At 59.8% G+C, this 15,759-nt stretch carries 12 protein-coding genes; 6 read left to right on the forward strand and 6 right to left on the reverse strand.

Annotated elements, in window-relative coordinates:
• Window positions 1-1,271: ASKHA domain-containing protein (locus CBB63_RS10045; RefSeq protein ID WP_286699038.1), on the reverse strand; the 1,271-nt coding region annotated here is incomplete at its 3' end.
• 239 nt (window positions 1,272-1,510) lie between these two features.
• Here CBB63_RS10045 and guaB point away from each other — a divergent pair.
• The 3 genes from guaB (at window position 1,511) to CBB63_RS10060 (ending at window position 6,559) form a co-directional block, all read left to right on the forward strand.
• Entirely contained in the window at window positions 1,511-2,959 is a 1,449-nt protein-coding gene (gene guaB, locus CBB63_RS10050) for an IMP dehydrogenase (protein WP_009826901.1), read from the forward strand.
• A 38-nt stretch (window positions 2,960-2,997) separates the two neighbouring features.
• Window positions 2,998-4,158 (forward strand): RsmB/NOP family class I SAM-dependent RNA methyltransferase, encoded by a 1,161-nt coding sequence (locus CBB63_RS10055; protein ID WP_286699039.1) that lies wholly within the window; start codon window positions 2,998-3,000, stop codon window positions 4,156-4,158.
• Window positions 4,159-4,273: 115 nt separating this feature from the next.
• On the forward strand, window positions 4,274-6,559 hold the full coding sequence (locus CBB63_RS10060; RefSeq protein WP_286699040.1) for an ATP-binding protein: 2,286 nt from the start codon (window positions 4,274-4,276) through the stop codon (window positions 6,557-6,559).
• 12 nt (window positions 6,560-6,571) lie between these two features.
• Here the strand turns inward: CBB63_RS10060 and CBB63_RS10065 are convergent, their stop codons facing one another.
• The gene (locus tag CBB63_RS10065) at window positions 6,572-7,165 is read right to left on the reverse strand and encodes a hypothetical protein (protein ID WP_009826904.1); all 594 of its coding nucleotides are present in this window, start codon (window positions 7,163-7,165) and stop codon (window positions 6,572-6,574) included.
• A gap of 206 nt (window positions 7,166-7,371) precedes the next feature.
• On the opposite strand from CBB63_RS10065, the gene recA reads away from it, so the two are divergent.
• The 3 genes from recA to CBB63_RS10080 all read left to right on the forward strand — a co-directional run bounded on the left by recA (window position 7,372) and on the right by CBB63_RS10080 (window position 11,529).
• A complete protein-coding gene (gene recA / locus CBB63_RS10070; protein ID WP_005853202.1) occupies window positions 7,372-8,442 on the forward strand; it encodes a recombinase RecA in 1,071 nt (356 codons plus the stop codon).
• Between the two features lie 135 nt (window positions 8,443-8,577).
• On the forward strand, window positions 8,578-11,238 hold the full coding sequence (gene alaS / locus CBB63_RS10075; RefSeq protein ID WP_286699041.1) for an alanine--tRNA ligase: 2,661 nt from the start codon (window positions 8,578-8,580) through the stop codon (window positions 11,236-11,238).
• A gap of 3 nt (window positions 11,239-11,241) precedes the next feature.
• Window positions 11,242-11,529, forward strand: a complete 288-nt coding sequence (locus CBB63_RS10080; protein ID WP_009826907.1) for a DUF1330 domain-containing protein — start codon at window positions 11,242-11,244, stop codon at window positions 11,527-11,529.
• 182 nt (window positions 11,530-11,711) lie between these two features.
• On the opposite strand, the gene typA is transcribed toward CBB63_RS10080, so the two are convergent.
• The 4 genes from typA to CBB63_RS10100 form a co-directional block, all read right to left on the reverse strand.
• Window positions 11,712-13,529, reverse strand: a complete 1,818-nt coding sequence (typA, locus tag CBB63_RS10085; RefSeq protein WP_286699042.1) for a translational GTPase TypA — start codon at window positions 13,527-13,529, stop codon at window positions 11,712-11,714.
• Between the two features lie 104 nt (window positions 13,530-13,633).
• Window positions 13,634-14,506, reverse strand: coding sequence for a mechanosensitive ion channel family protein (locus tag CBB63_RS10090; RefSeq protein ID WP_286699125.1), 873 nt, complete (start codon window positions 14,504-14,506; stop codon window positions 13,634-13,636).
• 66 nt (window positions 14,507-14,572) lie between these two features.
• On the reverse strand, window positions 14,573-14,950 hold the full coding sequence (locus CBB63_RS10095; protein ID WP_286699043.1) for a DMT family transporter: 378 nt from the start codon (window positions 14,948-14,950) through the stop codon (window positions 14,573-14,575).
• A 92-nt stretch (window positions 14,951-15,042) separates the two neighbouring features.
• On the reverse strand, window positions 15,043-15,651 hold the full coding sequence (locus tag CBB63_RS10100) for a YitT family protein (protein ID WP_005853215.1): 609 nt from the start codon (window positions 15,649-15,651) through the stop codon (window positions 15,043-15,045).
• Window positions 15,652-15,759 lie beyond the last annotated feature (108 nt).

The raw sequence follows: 15,759 nt of genomic DNA on the forward strand, positions 1-15,759 counted from the left end.
GGGGCGGCGCGCTGGCCGCTGCTGATCTGCGCCCCCTCGAAGGCGGGACCGGTGGGGGACGAACAGGCGAGCACTTTATCGCGGTTGCCCAGCAGGATTTCGGCGTTGGTGCCTACATCGACAACCAGCACCAGATCGTCGGATTTATCGGGGGCTTCCGACAGGGCGACGGCGGCGGCATCCGCGCCCACATGGCCCGCAATGCAGGGCAGCAGATAGACGCGGGCAGAGGGGTGGATGTTCAGGTCCAGGTCCATGGCGCGCAGACGCAGCGCGTTTGACGTGGCCAGCGCAAAGGGCGCTTGTCCCAGCTCGAACGGGTCGATGCCCAGAAACAGGTGGTGCATGACCGGATTGCAGACAAACACCGCATCCACGATCATGCCCTTGTCGATGCCGCCCTCGGTGCTGATTTCATCGAACAATGTGTTCATGCCGGCACGGACCGCGCGGGTCATCTCTGCCGCGCCGCCTTCGTTCATCATCGAATAGCTGACGCGGCTCATCAGGTCTTCGCCAAAGCGGATCTGCGGGTTCATCACGCCGGAAGAGGCCACGACCTCTCCGGTTTGCAGGTCGCACAGATGCGCCGCGATGGTGGTGGAGCCCAGATCGACCGCGAGCCCGTAAAGCGACCCTTCGTAGAAGCCGGGCCAAAGATGCATGATGCGGGCCGGGTTCTCATCATCGCCCAAATGCACGGCGACGGTGACTTTCCATGCGCCCTTGCGCAGGGCAGGTTGCAGCGTTTGCAGGATTTGCAGATCGGCGGTGACATTTTCAAGCTGCCACTGATCGCGCAGGGCGTCGCAGAGCCTCTCCAGATCGCCCGAGGGGTCGTGCATGTCGGGTTCCTGCACCTCGACGTAAAAGAGCTTGGTCGACGGGTTGAGCACGATATCGCGCGCCTCGGCGCGTTTGCGGACCACCTGTTTGTGCACCTGGCTTTCGGCGGGCACATCGATCACCACGTCGCCCATGATCTGCGCCTGACAGCCCAGACGGCGGCCATCGATCAGCCCGCGCTTGTCCTTGTAGCGTTGTTCGACGCTGTTCCATTCGGACAGCGCATCCGGTGCCACGGTGACCCCGTGCTTAGAGAATTGCCCATATCCGGGCGAGACCTGACATTTCGAACAGATGCCACGCCCGCCGCAGACGGAATCCAGATCAACGCCCAACTGCCGCGCCGCCGTGAGCACCGGCGTGCCCTTGGCAAAGTGACCGCGTTTGCCCGAAGGCGTGAATACCACAAGGGGATCGTTGCTCATCTATCTTTATCCTCAACACTTTGGCGCACCATAGCGTAGCAGGCGGCAGGTGAAAGCCGCGATGCGGCATAATTCCTGCCATCTGCGCCTGTCTGTGCCCCTGTACCCCCATGACAGCGCCTGCGCGGATCACGTATGCGCGTCAAGCAATGCAGTTAGCGTGCAAATGGGTCTTTCCAATCAAGGCCATCCATGAAATATGAAACCGCCAAATGAACCCATGCAAGCCGAGGTGCAAAATGGAGATTCGTGAGGCTCTGACCTTTGATGATGTACTACTGGTGCCTGCGGCATCCAACGTGTTGCCGTCTACGGCTGACACGCGGACCCGCGTTACCAAATCGATCGCGCTGAACATTCCGCTACTCAGCTCTGCGATGGATACGGTCACCGAAAGCCGCATGGCGATTGCCATGGCGCAGGCGGGGGGCATGGGGGTCATTCACCGCAACCTCACGATCGACGAACAGTCCAAGGAAGTGCGCCGCGTCAAACGGTTTGAATCCGGCATCGTCTACAACCCGATCACCCTGCGCCCTGACCAGACACTGGCCGACGCCAAAGCGCTACAGGAACGCTACCGTGTCACGGGCTTCCCCGTTGTTGATGAAGCAGGCCGCGTTGTGGGCATTGTGACGAACCGCGATATGCGCTTTGCCTCTGATGATGCCACGCCGGTGCGCCTGATGATGTCCTCCGACAATCTGGCGCTGCTGCAAGAGCCCGCCGACCGCGACGAGGCGATCAGCCTGATGAAGGCGCGCCGGATCGAGAAGCTGTTGGTCACCGACGCCAAGGGCAAGCTGACTGGCCTGCTGACGTTGAAAGACACCGAACAGGCCGTGCTGAACCCCACCGCGTGCAAGGATGATCTTGGTCGGCTGCGGGTTGCTGCAGCGACGACTGTCGGCGACGCGGGCTATGAACGCTCGCAAGCATTGGTCGAGGCGGGCGTTGATATGATCGTAATCGATACTGCGCATGGCCATTCCGCCGGCGTGGCAGAGGCGGTGCGCCGTGCCCGTGAATTGTCGAGCGACGTGCAGATTGTGGCCGGCAACGTCGCGACAGGGGACGCGACCCGTGCGTTGATCGATGCGGGGGCGGATGCCGTTAAGGTTGGCATCGGTCCCGGGTCGATCTGCACCACCCGCATGGTGGCTGGCGTCGGCGTGCCGCAGCTGACGGCGATCATGGATTGCGCCAAAGCTGCGGGCGATGTGCCTATCATCGCAGACGGCGGGATCAAGTTCTCGGGCGATTTCGCCAAGGCGATTGCGGCAGGCGCGTCCTGCGCGATGGTCGGCAGCATGATTGCGGGCACCGATGAATCGCCCGGCGAGGTGATCCTGTACCAGGGCCGTAGCTTCAAAAGCTACCGTGGCATGGGCAGCCTTGGCGCCATGGCGCGCGGCTCTGCAGACCGGTATTTCCAAAAAGACGCCGCATCGGACAAGCTGGTGCCAGAGGGGATCGAAGGGCAGGTGCCGTATAAAGGCTCTGCCAATGCTGTTGTGCACCAATTGGTCGGCGGGCTTCGTGCGGCCATGGGCTATACCGGCTGCGCCACGGTCGAAGAGATGCGCAAGAACTGCACTTTCGTCAAGATCACCAATGCGGGTCTGTCTGAAAGCCACGTGCATGACGTGCAGATCACCCGCGAAAGCCCGAACTACCGGATCGGGTAAGTCCCTTAAATCAAAGGCGTAATCTACGTGACCCAAGCATGACCCCCGGCGCGCGCATCTCTGCCGCCATCGAGATTTTGAACACAATGGCGGACGGTGCCCCGGCGGAGCAAGCCCTGACCCGTTGGGCCCGTGGCAGCCGCTATGCAGGGTCCAAGGACCGTGCTGCGGTGCGCGATCATGTGTTCGATGTCTTGCGGCAGCGGCGACTGGCCGCGCACCTTGGGGGGGGTGAAACCGGGCGTGCGCTGATGATTGGTGTCTTGCGGGCGCAGGGCATCGACCTTGCGCCGCTGTTCAACGGGCAAGGTCACGCGCCACTGCCGTTGTCGGACGCAGAGGCCACGCCCCCCGACGCGCCAAGTGATATGGCGACCCTGTGGAACCTGCCGGACTGGATCATACCGCTGTTTCAGGCGTCGCTTGGGGCAGACGCCGAAGCTGTCGCGCAGGCTCTGCAATCGCGGGCACCGATCTCTATCCGGGTGAATACGGCACAGGCAACGGTCGCGGATGTGGCAGAGGCATTGGCCGAAGCGGGCATCGAAACACGGACGAATGACCTTTGCGCGACCGCCCTGACGGTGACAGAGGGGGGGCGGAAACTTCGCAACTCTGACAGTTACTTACACGGTGATATTGAGCTGCAGGATGCGGCCAGCCAAGCGGTTGTGGCGGCGCTTCCCGAAGCTGAGCGGATGCTTGATTATTGCGCAGGTGGCGGCGGCAAGGCGCTGGCGATGGCCGCNCGGCGCGATGCGACGGTCTTTGCCCANGACATCGATCCGCGCCGNATGGTGGACCTGCCCGCGCGCGCAGANCGCGCNGGTGNAACCGTCAGACAGGTGNCNACCGATGAACTGGACGGGGCCGGCCCCTTTGACGTCGTCTTATGTGANGCTCCCTGTTCGGGGAGCGGGTCGTGGCGNCGGTCGCCCGAAGGCAAGTGGACGTTTACAGCCGGTCGTCTGGAAGAATTGACACAAATTCAGGATAAAATCCTGGATCACGCCGCCACGTTAACCGCCNAAAGCGGGACGCTGGCCTATGCGACATGCTCGGTTCTGCAATATGAAAACGAAGATCGGGCNGCGGCGTTTCTGNCGCGGAACCCGGACTGGACGCAGGTATTTGCCAAGCGTTTCCATGTAGATGCGCAGGGTGACGGATTTTTTACGGCACATTTTAGACGTCGTTGAAGGATCTTTTGAAACAACTTAAAGATGTTATTTCCTTTGACCTGAGACGAAATTAACAGCACATTAACCCTTCTAAGTCTAAATGAACTCGGTTTCATGATTTAGGGGGAAAGTGTTGGCTCAAGAAAGTGCGGCTCGTCAGATCGTCTTTGGTAAGCGTTGGCTGGTGCTATCAGCCTTTGTTATCTTCGCCGCCATCCTTGGTTCAATNGCTCCAGCGCGNTCTNTGGCCATCGTTCTACAGGCCGCCAGCGCCACTGTCGGCCTTGCTGTCTTGGTTAACTTTGTGGTCGCGCTGCGCCGCCAGCGGGTGCAACGCGCGCGGCGTGCGGCGGCAAAAACCACGATGGCTGATGATCCGAACCCCTGTGTGCTTACCACCAAGGAAGGCGATATCGTTGCGCAGAACAACGTCGCGTTAACCACCTTTCTGCGTCCGGCACAGCCCACCATCGCCGACCTGCTCGCGCCGCTTTTCGCGGACCCAGAGGCGCTGTCGTCTCGGCTCGCGGCNAAGGCGACGGAAGGGGGCGCTGCGAAAGAAGACATCAACACCCGCGACGGCACCATGCGCCTGTCCGCGCACCGCGTGGGGGAAGATCTATTTTGGCGGCTCGAAACCTTGTGGGACNCGGCGGAAAACGGCGCTGGCACGAGCGACCACGGGTTGCCAATGGTCATGGCCAGCAANTCNAANGTCATTTTGTTCATGAACGCCGCGGCCCGNAGCCTNGTCGGCAGNCGCGTGACGGCGTTGAACCAGATCATCGGCGATATCCCCATCGCTTCGGGGGAAATGGTCACCGTGCAGACTGCCAAAGGCCCCATATGCATGACCGTCGCCGAGATCGGAGCCTCGGCCAACCGCCGCGCACTATATTTTCTGCCCCATGCAAACGACCGGTTTCAGGACGCAGGATGGTCCGCGCTTCAAAACCTGCCGATCCCGCTCATCAAAGTCGCCCCAAGCGGCGAGGTTTTGTCCTTCAACGCNCCGGCAGAGCAGTTGGTGGGCGCGGAATTGACGNAAGGCGTGTCGCTTGCCGACGTGATGGAGGGGCTGGGGCGGTCAATCTCGGACTGGTTGCAAGATACNCTGGAAGGGAGATTGCTGCAAAAGCCCGAGTTCCTCAGGCTCAAACGCAGCGATCGGGAAGTGTTTGTNCAGATAAGGTTAAGCCTGATTTCCGAAGGCGGCACGCCCACGCTTATCGCCGTGCTACATGACGCGACCGAGCTTAAATCGTTGGANGCGCAGTTTACCCAAAGTCAAAAAATGCAGGCTATCGGGCAGCTTGCTGGGGGCGTTGCCCATGATTTTAACAATCTGCTCACCGCTATTTCCGGCCACTGTGACCTGCTCCTTCTGCGCCATGACCCGGGCGATCGTGATTACAGCGATCTGGTACAGATCGACCAGAATGCCAACCGCGCTGCGGCTTTGGTGGGGCAGTTGCTTGCCTTTTCACGCAAGCAGACGCTCCGCCCCGAGACGGTCAATATGCGCGACACGCTTGCCGACCTGACCCATTTGCTTAATCGTCTGGTTGGTGAAACGGTGACNCTGACGCTCAGCCATGACCCGATCCTGCAACCCATCCGTGCAGATAAACGGCAGCTGGAACAGGTGNTGATGAACCTGATCGTGAACGCGCGCGATGCGATGCCCATGGGCGGGGAAATCAAGGTCACGACAGAAAATACCCAGCTGGCTGAACCGCTTACACGTGATCGGGTGACCGTGCCCGTNGGGNAATATGTAACTGTTCAGGTCNCTGACGAGGGCGAAGGNATNCCGCNGGANCGNTTGCAAAAAGTGTTTGAACCCTTCTACACCACCAANCGGACCGGCGAGGGGACGGGGCTGGGGCTNTCCACCGCCTACGGTATTGTCAAACAGTCGGGGGGCTATATTTTCGTCGATAGCACGATCGGGGAAGGCACCACCTTCACCCTGTATTTCCCGTGCCATAGCAAGGGCGCGGAGGCATCAGCACCGATGAAACTAACCGCTTCCCGGACCGGATCGAAAAGAGAGGACGGGACAGTTTTGCTGGTCGAAGACGAGGCACCGGTGCGTGCATTTGCCAGCCGCGCGCTGCGCATGCGCGGCTATACCGTTCTAGAAGCNGANTCGGCCGAGATGGCACTAAAAACCCTTGAGGACCAAGCGCTTAATATTGATGTNTTTGTGACCGANGTGATCATGCCGGGGATGGATGGCCCCACNTGGGTACGCGAGGCGCTGAAAGCACGCCCGGGGGTGCCTGTGGTCTTTGTCTCGGGCTATGCCGAGGATAGTTTCGGGGATGCCCAGATGACGATTCCCAATTCTGTTTTCCTGCCTAAACCGTTTTCGCTGACGGAGCTGACGAATACTGTGAACAGTCAGATCCAATAGGCTGGCTGCCCGCTACTCGATCGAGTCGTAAAGCGCGAATTCATCTGCGAATTTGCGTTTGAAACGTTGCTCTATCTCCGGGGAAAGATGCAGGTCCATTTGGGGGGACACGTTTTCTTGTTTCAGATCAAGCGTCACGTCGAGCCTTTGTTCAAGAAAACCTTTTAACCGATCCTGATTCTCGTATCGAAAATAATGGGTTATGCCCGTTCCGTTCGGTTGCGCTGCCATAAAGTTCAGCTGGCTGCCCACGTCGGCAAATCCCGGTTTTTTCCCCTTCATATAGGCAAGAATGAATTCATCAAAACTCACATCAAAGGTGGCATTGGGCTTGCCCTGCATAAAGGGCCGCTGGCGATAACGATACCAACTGCCCAGCCAACTGATCGGCTCGCGCATGACGGCCATCAATTCAAGCTCTGTATCACAGACTTTCAGAAACATCGGGCGAATAAACCGGTTGTAGCGATAGACCGGCGCATGTTTCAGCATGGGCGGTTCGGAAATGACCATATCCGCGCGGGGGGCCAAAGCGGTTTCATAGGCGGTGGTGCCGGTTTTTGGAACCGACAAAAACGCAAGGCGTTCCTTAAAGAAAACAAGCACTTGAAAGAAAACCTTTCGTCAGTCGAATAGTAATTTTCGCGTATCAACCGAATGTTAATCAGTTCAATAAATAGATGAAAGGGCAAACAAATACATTGTAATGTTCTTATTTTGATCTCATATGGAACATAGAAAGAACATCAAGATGGTCGGGGCATGATGATTGCGGCTTGCAGACCACTGTGACAGTAAGAGGATAACCTATCATGGCAACGGCAGATCTTTTGACTATGGACAACAAGAAACAAGCTGAAAAGCAAAAGGCCCTGGACAGCGCGCTGGCACAGATTGAACGCCAGTTCGGTAAAGGGTCGATCATGAAGCTGGGGGCCGAAGGCGCCATTCAGGACATCAAGGCAAGCTCGACCGGTTCGTTGGGGCTGGATATCGCGCTTGGTATTGGCGGTCTGCCCATGGGGCGGATCATCGAGATTTACGGCCCGGAATCCTCGGGTAAGACCACATTGACCCTGCATTGTGTTGCGGAGCAGCAGAAAAACGGCGGCGTTTGTGCCTTTGTTGACGCGGAACACGCGCTTGACCCGCAATACGCGCGCAAACTGGGCGTTGATATCGACGAGCTGCTGATTTCCCAGCCTGACACCGGCGAACAAGCGCTTGAAATTACGGATACGTTGGTCCGCTCCGGTGCGGTGAATATGGTGGTGGTCGACTCCGTCGCGGCGCTGACGCCAAAGTCCGAGCTGGAAGGCGATATGGGCGACAGCTCTGTCGGGGTGCAGGCCCGTCTGATGAGCCAGGCAATGCGTAAGCTGACAGGCTCGATCTCGCGGTCGAACTGCATGGTGATTTTCATCAACCAGATCCGGATGAAAATCGGCGTTATGTTCGGGTCGCCCGAAACGACGACCGGCGGGAATGCGCTGAAATTCTATTCTTCCGTCCGTCTGGACATCCGCCGCATTGGCGCGCTCAAGGATCGTGACGAGGTGGTCGGCAACGCCACACGGGTCAAGATCGTCAAGAACAAGGTCGCCGCACCGTTCAAGCAGGTCGAATTCGACATCATGTATGGGGAAGGGATCTCCAAGATGGGCGAACTGCTGGATCTTGGGGTCAAGGCTGGCGTGGTTGATAAATCGGGATCGTGGTTCAGCTATGGCGATGAACGGATCGGGCAGGGGCGTGAAAACGCCAAGACCTTCCTGAAAGAAAACACCGCCATGGCAAATGAGATCGAAGACAAGATCCGCGCGGCCCACGGGCTGGATTTCGACGGCTCCGACAGCGACGACGCGGATATCCTCGAAGCGTAAAGGCTTGCACCGCAAATGGTTGGAAAAGGCGTGCCCCCTACGGCGCGCCTTTTTTCATGGGGGCTGCCTGTGGACAGTGCTCTGTCGCGAGGGTATTCGAAGGTAATTGTTTTTGCCCCTCGAAAGGCCCCGCATATGAAGACGCTCAACGATATCCGATCAACCTTCCTTGGTTATTTTGAAAAGCAGGGTCACTCGATCCAGCCGTCCAGCCCGCTGGTGCCGCGAAACGACCCCACGCTGATGTTCGCAAACTCCGGCATGGTGCAGTTCAAGAACCTGTTTACCGGCGTCGAAACCCGCGATTATTCGCGTGCGACAACAGCGCAGAAATGCGTGCGTGCCGGGGGCAAACATAATGACCTTGACAATGTGGGCTATACAGCGCGCCACCATACCTTCTTTGAAATGCTGGGGAATTTCAGCTTTGGCGATTACTTCAAGGCCGAGGCCATCGCCTTTTCATGGGAGCTGATTACCAAAGAACTGGGCATTGATCCCAACCGTCTTTACGTGACCGTTTACCATACCGACGACGAGGCTGCGGAGATCTGGAAGAAAGTCGCCGGGCTGCCGGACGACCGGATTATTCGCATCGCGACAGATGACAACTTCTGGATGATGGGGCCGACCGGCCCTTGCGGCCCATGCTCCGAGATTTTTTACGACCACGGGGATCACATCTGGGGCGGCCCTCCCGGATCGCCAGAGGAAGACGGCGACCGGTTTGTCGAGATCTGGAACCTCGTTTTCATGCAATATGAACAGTTCGAGGATGGCAGCCGCACCGCACTGCCGAACCAATCGATCGACACTGGCATGGGGATCGAGCGGGTCGCGGCGCTGCTGCAGGGCACGAACGACAACTATGCCACCGACCTGATGCGCAACCTGATCGAGGCGAGCGCCCATGCCTCCAGCACCGATCCGGATGGCCCGGGCAAGACGCACCACCGCGTGATCGCCGACCACCTGCGGTCGACCTCCTTCCTGATCGCGGATGGGGTGATGCCCTCGAACGACGGGCGGGGCTATGTGTTGCGGCGGATCATGCGCCGGGCGATGCGTCACGCGCATTTGCTGGGGCTGAAAGACCCGTTGATGCACCGCCTTGTGCCCGAACTGGTGCGTCAGATGGGCGGGGCCTACCCCGAACTGGGGCAGGCGCAGTCACTGATTACAGAGACACTGCTGCTGGAAGAAACGCGCTTCAAACAAACGTTGGACCGCGGCCTGAAGCTGCTGGATGACGAACTCAAGGGCCTGCCCGCCGGTGCCGATCTGCCGGGCGAGGCCGCGTTCAAACTCTATGACACCTACGGCTTCCCGGTCGATCTGACGCAGGATGCCCTGCGCGAACAGGACCGCAAGGTTGATCTTGAAGGCTTCAACGCCGCGATGGATGCGCAAAAGGCCAAGGCGCGTGCCGCATGGTCCGGTTCGGGCGAAGCGGCGGATGCGACGGTTTGGTTCGATGTGGCCGAAAAATCCGGCACCACCGATTTTCTGGGCTATGACACCGAAACGGCCGAGGGGCAGATCGTTGCGCTGATCCAGGACGGTGCGCAGGTTGCCGAGGTGAAACAGGGCGACGCTGTTCAGATCGCGCTGAACCAGACACCGTTTTATGCCGAAAGCGGCGGTCAGGTCGGGGACACCGGCACGATCAAGACCGACAGCGGCGTGGTCACGGTGACCGACACGCGCAAGACCGCGGGCGTTTTCATCCATATCGGCGAGGTGACAGAGGGCACAGTCAAGACCTCTCAGGCCGCGGTCTTGGATGTGGACCACGCGCGGCGGACCTCGATCCGTGCGAACCACTCTGCCACACACCTGCTGAACGAGGCGCTGCGCAAGACCTTGGGGGATCACGTGATGCAGCGTGGCTCTTTGAATGCGGCGGATCGTTTGCGTTTTGATTATAGCCACAACCACGCCATGACGACCGACCAACTGGCCGCGGTCGAGGAAGAGGTGAACAGCTACATCCGCCAGAACACCGCCGTGGAAACCCGGATCATGACCCCGGATGACGCGCGCGAGATGGGGGCGCAGGCGCTCTTTGGCGAGAAGTATGGCGACGAGGTGCGGGTTGTTTCTATGGGCCGCGAGGCCGGTTCGGGCAAGGGCGCGGACAAGCAGACCTATTCGCTGGAACTCTGCGGTGGTACCCACGTGCGCCAGACCGGTGACATCGGGGCCTTTGTGTTGTTGGGCGACAGCTCCAGCAGCTCGGGCATCCGCCGGATCGAGGCGCTGACCGGCACCGAAGCCCTCAAGTGGCTGCGCACGCAAGAAACCGCGCTGACCCGCGTCGCGGCAGAGCTCAAGACCTCGACGGCGGATGTGCCCGATCGCGTCCGTGCCTTGCTGGACGAACGCCGCGCCTTGGCTAACGAAGTCGCTCAGCTGCGCCGTGAACTGGCCATGTCGGGCGGTGGCGATGCCGGTGCCGTGGCCCCGCGCGAGGTGAACGGGATCAAGTTCATCGCGCAGGTGGTCAACGGTGTGACCGGCAAGGATCTTCCCGCGCTGATCGACGAACATAAGGCCAAGCTCGGGTCCGGCGCGGTGCTGCTGATTGCTGATGCAGACGGCAAAGCAGCGGTCGCGGCGGGTGTCACCGCCGATCTGGCTGCCACGATCTCGGCGGGTGATATCGTCAAGACCGTCGTTGCCGAACTGGGCGGCAAGGGGGGCGGTGGCCGTCCTGAAATGGCCCAGGGTGGTGCCAAAGATGTCGCAAACGCCGAGGCCGCGATTGCCGCAGCCGAAAATATTCTGAAAGGATAAACGATGCCCGCTTTGTGGATTGCACATGTCACGGTTACTGACGAGGACGCCTACGGTAAATACGCCAAGCTCGCTGGCCCCGCCATCGCGGCGCATGGGGGCAGCTTCCTGGCCCGTGGTGGCCGCTTCGTGCAGCTTGAAGGCAAGGAACGTCCGCGCAATGTTGTGGCCCGTTTCGCCTCTGTCGAGGATGCGGTCGATTGCTACAACTCCGACGCCTACCAAGAGGCGCTGAGCCACGCCAAAGACGCGTCAGAACGCGAGCTGATGGTCGTAGAAATCGACGGCTAAGCCCAGCTGGCCAAGCCCGCACCCAAGCTCTTGTCAGCGGCCAAGCAAGGCCGCTGACCCCACCAAACCTCCCCCCCCACACTTCGCCAGACATAAAAAAAAGCAGGGCAAACCAGCCCCGCTTTCCAAATGGTATAAAATCCTGGGGTCCGGGGCAAAGCCCCGGTCCAGCGTCGCTTTGTTTACGCCGACTTTGCCATCCGTTTCCGCTCGTGCGGGTCCAGATAGCGCTTGCGCAGACGGACTGCGTTTGGCGTCACTTCAACCAGTTCGTCATCATCGATATAGGCGATGGCTTCTTCCAGGCTCAAGGTCATGGGCGTGGTCAGACGTACGGCCTCGTCGGTGCCCGAGGCGCGGACGTTGGTCAGTTTTTTGCCCTTCAGCGGGTTCACCTCAAGATCGTTCTCACGGCTGTGTTCGCCGATGATCATGCCGGTATAGACGTCAGCCTGTGCACCGATCATCATCTTGCCGCGCTCTTCAAGGTTCCACAGGGCGAAGGCCACNGAGGTGCCGTTCTCCATCGAGATCAGGACGCCNGCGCGACGGCCGGGAATCGTGCCTTTGTGCGGTGCCCAGGAATGGAACACGCGGTTAATGACGCCTGTGCCGCGGGTATCGGTCAGGAATTCACCGTGGTATCCGATCAGCCCGCGCGACGGGACATGGGCGATGATGCGGGTTTTGCCGGCNCCGGCGGGTTTCATNTCNACCAACTCGCCCTTACGGGTGCCTGTGATCTTTTCGATGACCGCGCCGGAGTATTCGTCATCCACGTCGATGGTGGCTTCTTCGATGGGCTCGTGACGCACACCGTCGATCTCCTGGAACAGAACCTGCGGGCGCGAGATCGAAAGCTCGAACCCTTCGCGGCGCATGTTCTCGATCAGAACGCCCATCTGCAATTCGCCACGACCGGCAACCTCGAAGGCGTCGCCGCCGGGGGTGTCGGAGATTTTGATCGCGACGTTGGATTCGGCTTCCTTCATCAGGCGCTCGCGGATCACGCGGGACTGGACTTTCTTGCCGTCACGACCGGCCAGCGGGCTGTCGTTGATGCCGAAAGTCACGGTGATGGTGGGCGGATCGATCGGCTGGGCAGGGATGGCTTCGTTCACCGATGTATCGGCCAGCGTGTCGGCCACGGTTGCCTTGGACATACCGGCGATGGAAACGATGTCACCTGCTTCGGCCATGTCGATGGCTGTCTGCTCTAGCCCGCGGAAGGCGAGGATCTTGGTGCAGCGGAAGTTTTCAATCAGTTTGCCGTCGCGCGACATCGCCTTGATGCTTTGGCCGGCTTTCAGCGTGCCTGTTTCCACGCGACCNGTCAGCAGACGGCCCAGGAAGGGGTCNCCGCCCAATGTGGTTGCCAGCATGGTGAAGGGCTTGTCGGCNTTTTCGATCTGCTTNGGCGCNGGNACNTGNTNGAGNANNAGNTCGAACAGCGCGCTAAGGTCTTTGCGCGGGCCGTCCAGCTCTGCATCGGCCCAGCCGGAGCGGCCAGAGGCGTACATATGCGGGAATTCAAGCTGTTCGTCGGTCGCNTCAAGGCTGGCGAAAAGGTCGAANCATTCGTCCAGTGCGCGGTCAGGCTCGGCGTCGGNCTTGTCGACCTTGTTCAGCACNACNATCGGNCGCAGGCCCAGNTTCAGCGCCTTGGANGTCACGAATTTGGTCTGTGGCATCGGGCCTTCAGCCGCGTCGACCAGNAGGACAACACCGTCGACCATCGACAGGATGCGTTCAACTTCACCGCCAAAGTCGGCGTGGCCGGGCGTGTCGACGATGTTGATGCGTGTGTTGTTCCAGACGACNGAGGTCGGCTTGGCAAAGATCGTGATGCCGCGCTCGCGCTCCAGNTCGTTGCTGTCCATCGCGCGTTCGGTTGTGGCCTGGTTTTCGCGGTAGGTGCCGGATTGTTTCAGAAGCTCGTCAACCAGCGTCGTTTTGCCGTGGTCAACGTGAGCGATGATTGCGATGTTACGCATGTCCATTGGGGTATGCCTTTGATACGGGAGGGGGCCGCGCACGCTCTCGCACCGCAGCATTTGCGCAGCGCTTACCGTGCCCGGCATCAGAAAGCTAGCCCTAAAGGCGATTAGCCGCCGGTGCCTGTGTCTTCTGTGCTNTCGCGNTGGTCNCGGATGGGCAGCGGTTCNTTAAAGGTCAGCGTGCGATAGGGGAAGGGGATCTCGATGCCCGCATCATCCANCGCGCGTTTGACNGCGGCCACGACTTTGTCACGGCTGCTGCGGATGTCGATGGGGCGCGAGCCGGTCCACCATGTGACCTCGAAGTTGATCGCGCTATCCGCGAACTCCTGCGCAAAGATCTCGACGTCGCGCACGTCATCGCGTACCGCATCCACGCCGCGCACCGCATTGGCGATCACTTCACGCGCGGCATCCACGTCCTCGCCGTAGGCCACGCCGCAGATCACCGTGGTCCGGCGCACATCGCGGGCGGTACGGATGGTGACGGGGTTCTTGAAGAACATCGCGTTCGGGGCGACCACAAGCTGCCCGTCGGTCTGGCGCACATGGGTATCGCGGATCGTGATCTCTTCGACCTGACCCTCAAACCCTTCGCATTCGATGTAATCCTCCACCGCGAAGGGCTCGCGGATCAGGAGCAAGATACCGGCGAGGAAGTTTTCGAACACATCCTTGAAGGCGAAACCGATGGCGACACCGCCCACACCCAAGGCGGTCAGTGCCTTGCCGGGGGTGATGGTGGGAAAGGCGATGGTCACCGCGATCAGCACCCCGAAGAGCCACATGCCCACCACGATCAGCATCATGATCACGTCGACAAGCGACCGCCGCATATGGGCGCGGCGCAGAGCACCGGGNACGACGGCCTGAACGATGCGGATGATGGCCCAGAGAAAACACAGGAAAACGATCGACAGGATAAGCTGCGGCAGGACGCTCCAGAACCCGATGGCGTAGCCTTCTAGCTGATTGCGCAAAGGGTCGGGGAGGGTGCCCCAAACGGAGCTTAGTGAGTCTAACATGCGGCACTTTCGGTCGTTGCGTTACACGCTAACGCCTAAAAGCAGCGGCAGGTTCCGAGANAGCGCGCNTNAGTGGGTCGCACTNTNGGAAAACAGGTGGATGACCAGCACGCCGCCGATGATCATCGACAGGCCCACCACGGCGGCGAGGTCCAGCTTTTGTCCGAACACGATATAGCCGATACCCGCGATGCAGACGATGCCAAGGCCCGACCAGATCGCATAGACGATCCCCACGGGCATCACCTTGAGCGTCAGCCCCATCAGGTAGAAAGAAATCGCATAGCAGACAACGACGCCGACNGANGGCCAAAGCCGCGTAAACTGTTGCGAGGCTTGCAAAGCGCTGGTGCCCAACGTCTCGGTCAGGATCGCGATCATCAACCAAACGTAATGCATATCCTGACGCCCCCGTTGCTGCTTTCCGGCCCAGTCCTGAGGCGGTCACGGGCCGGTGTCAAGAGCGGGGCTGGGTGCTATACGCCTGCGGATCAGGTCGCGATATAGCGGTCGCGGCGGTGGTTGAANGTGATGATCAGGTTCAGCACCAGTGCGCCAAGCAGCGAATAGCCCACGACGGAGGCTGGAAACAGGAACAATGCGACCGAAAAGATTACGGCGTCAGTAATCAGTTGGACCCATCCGGCTTTGAACCCCGTGGTGTCCTGCACCAGCAGTGCCACCACCCCAAGGCCGCCAAGCGACCCGTTGTGGCGGAACATCGCCAGCAGACCCAGACCCACCAGCGCGCCAAAGATCACCGCCGCGAGGGCAGGGCTGAGCGACTGGATCGCGAAACCATAGGGCAGGAATTCGGTCACGACCGACAGCATGGTCACGGAAATCAGCGACTTGATCGTGAACTCGGCCCCAAGCCGTTTATACGCAAGGAAGTAGAACGGCAGGTTGATCAGGAAGAAGACCGTGCCAAAGGAATAGCCNGTCAGATAGGCGATGATCACCGCCAAGCCCGCCGTCTGNCCGGTGATCAGACCGGCAGAGGTCAGCACGAAAATTCCGATACCGCANAGAAAGACTCCAAGGCTGAGGCCTTGAACATCATCTAGCGAAGAATGGTGGAGGGGATCAGCATATGTCATATCGCNCAGATAGGGCAGCTATGTTGACCTGTCTAGGGGTGCTGCAGTGCAGAATAATATTTTTCNCNATGACATCACGTCACGCGNGGGGNNCGTGCACAGAAAAAG

This window comes from Sulfitobacter sp. TMED3 (assembly GCF_002167505.1).
Lineage (GTDB): Bacteria > Pseudomonadota > Alphaproteobacteria > Rhodobacterales > Rhodobacteraceae > Sulfitobacter > Sulfitobacter pontiacus.

Coding starts and splice junctions, on each gene's coding strand:
- guaB (WP_009826901.1), top strand. CDS start 1,511: ATGGAGATTCGTGAGGCTCTGACCTTTGATGATGTACTACTGGTGCCT.
- recA (WP_005853202.1), top strand. CDS start 7,372: ATGGCAACGGCAGATCTTTTGACTATGGACAACAAGAAACAAGCTGAA.
- alaS (WP_286699041.1), top strand. CDS start 8,578: ATGAAGACGCTCAACGATATCCGATCAACCTTCCTTGGTTATTTTGAA.
- CBB63_RS10080 (WP_009826907.1), top strand. CDS start 11,242: ATGCCCGCTTTGTGGATTGCACATGTCACGGTTACTGACGAGGACGCC.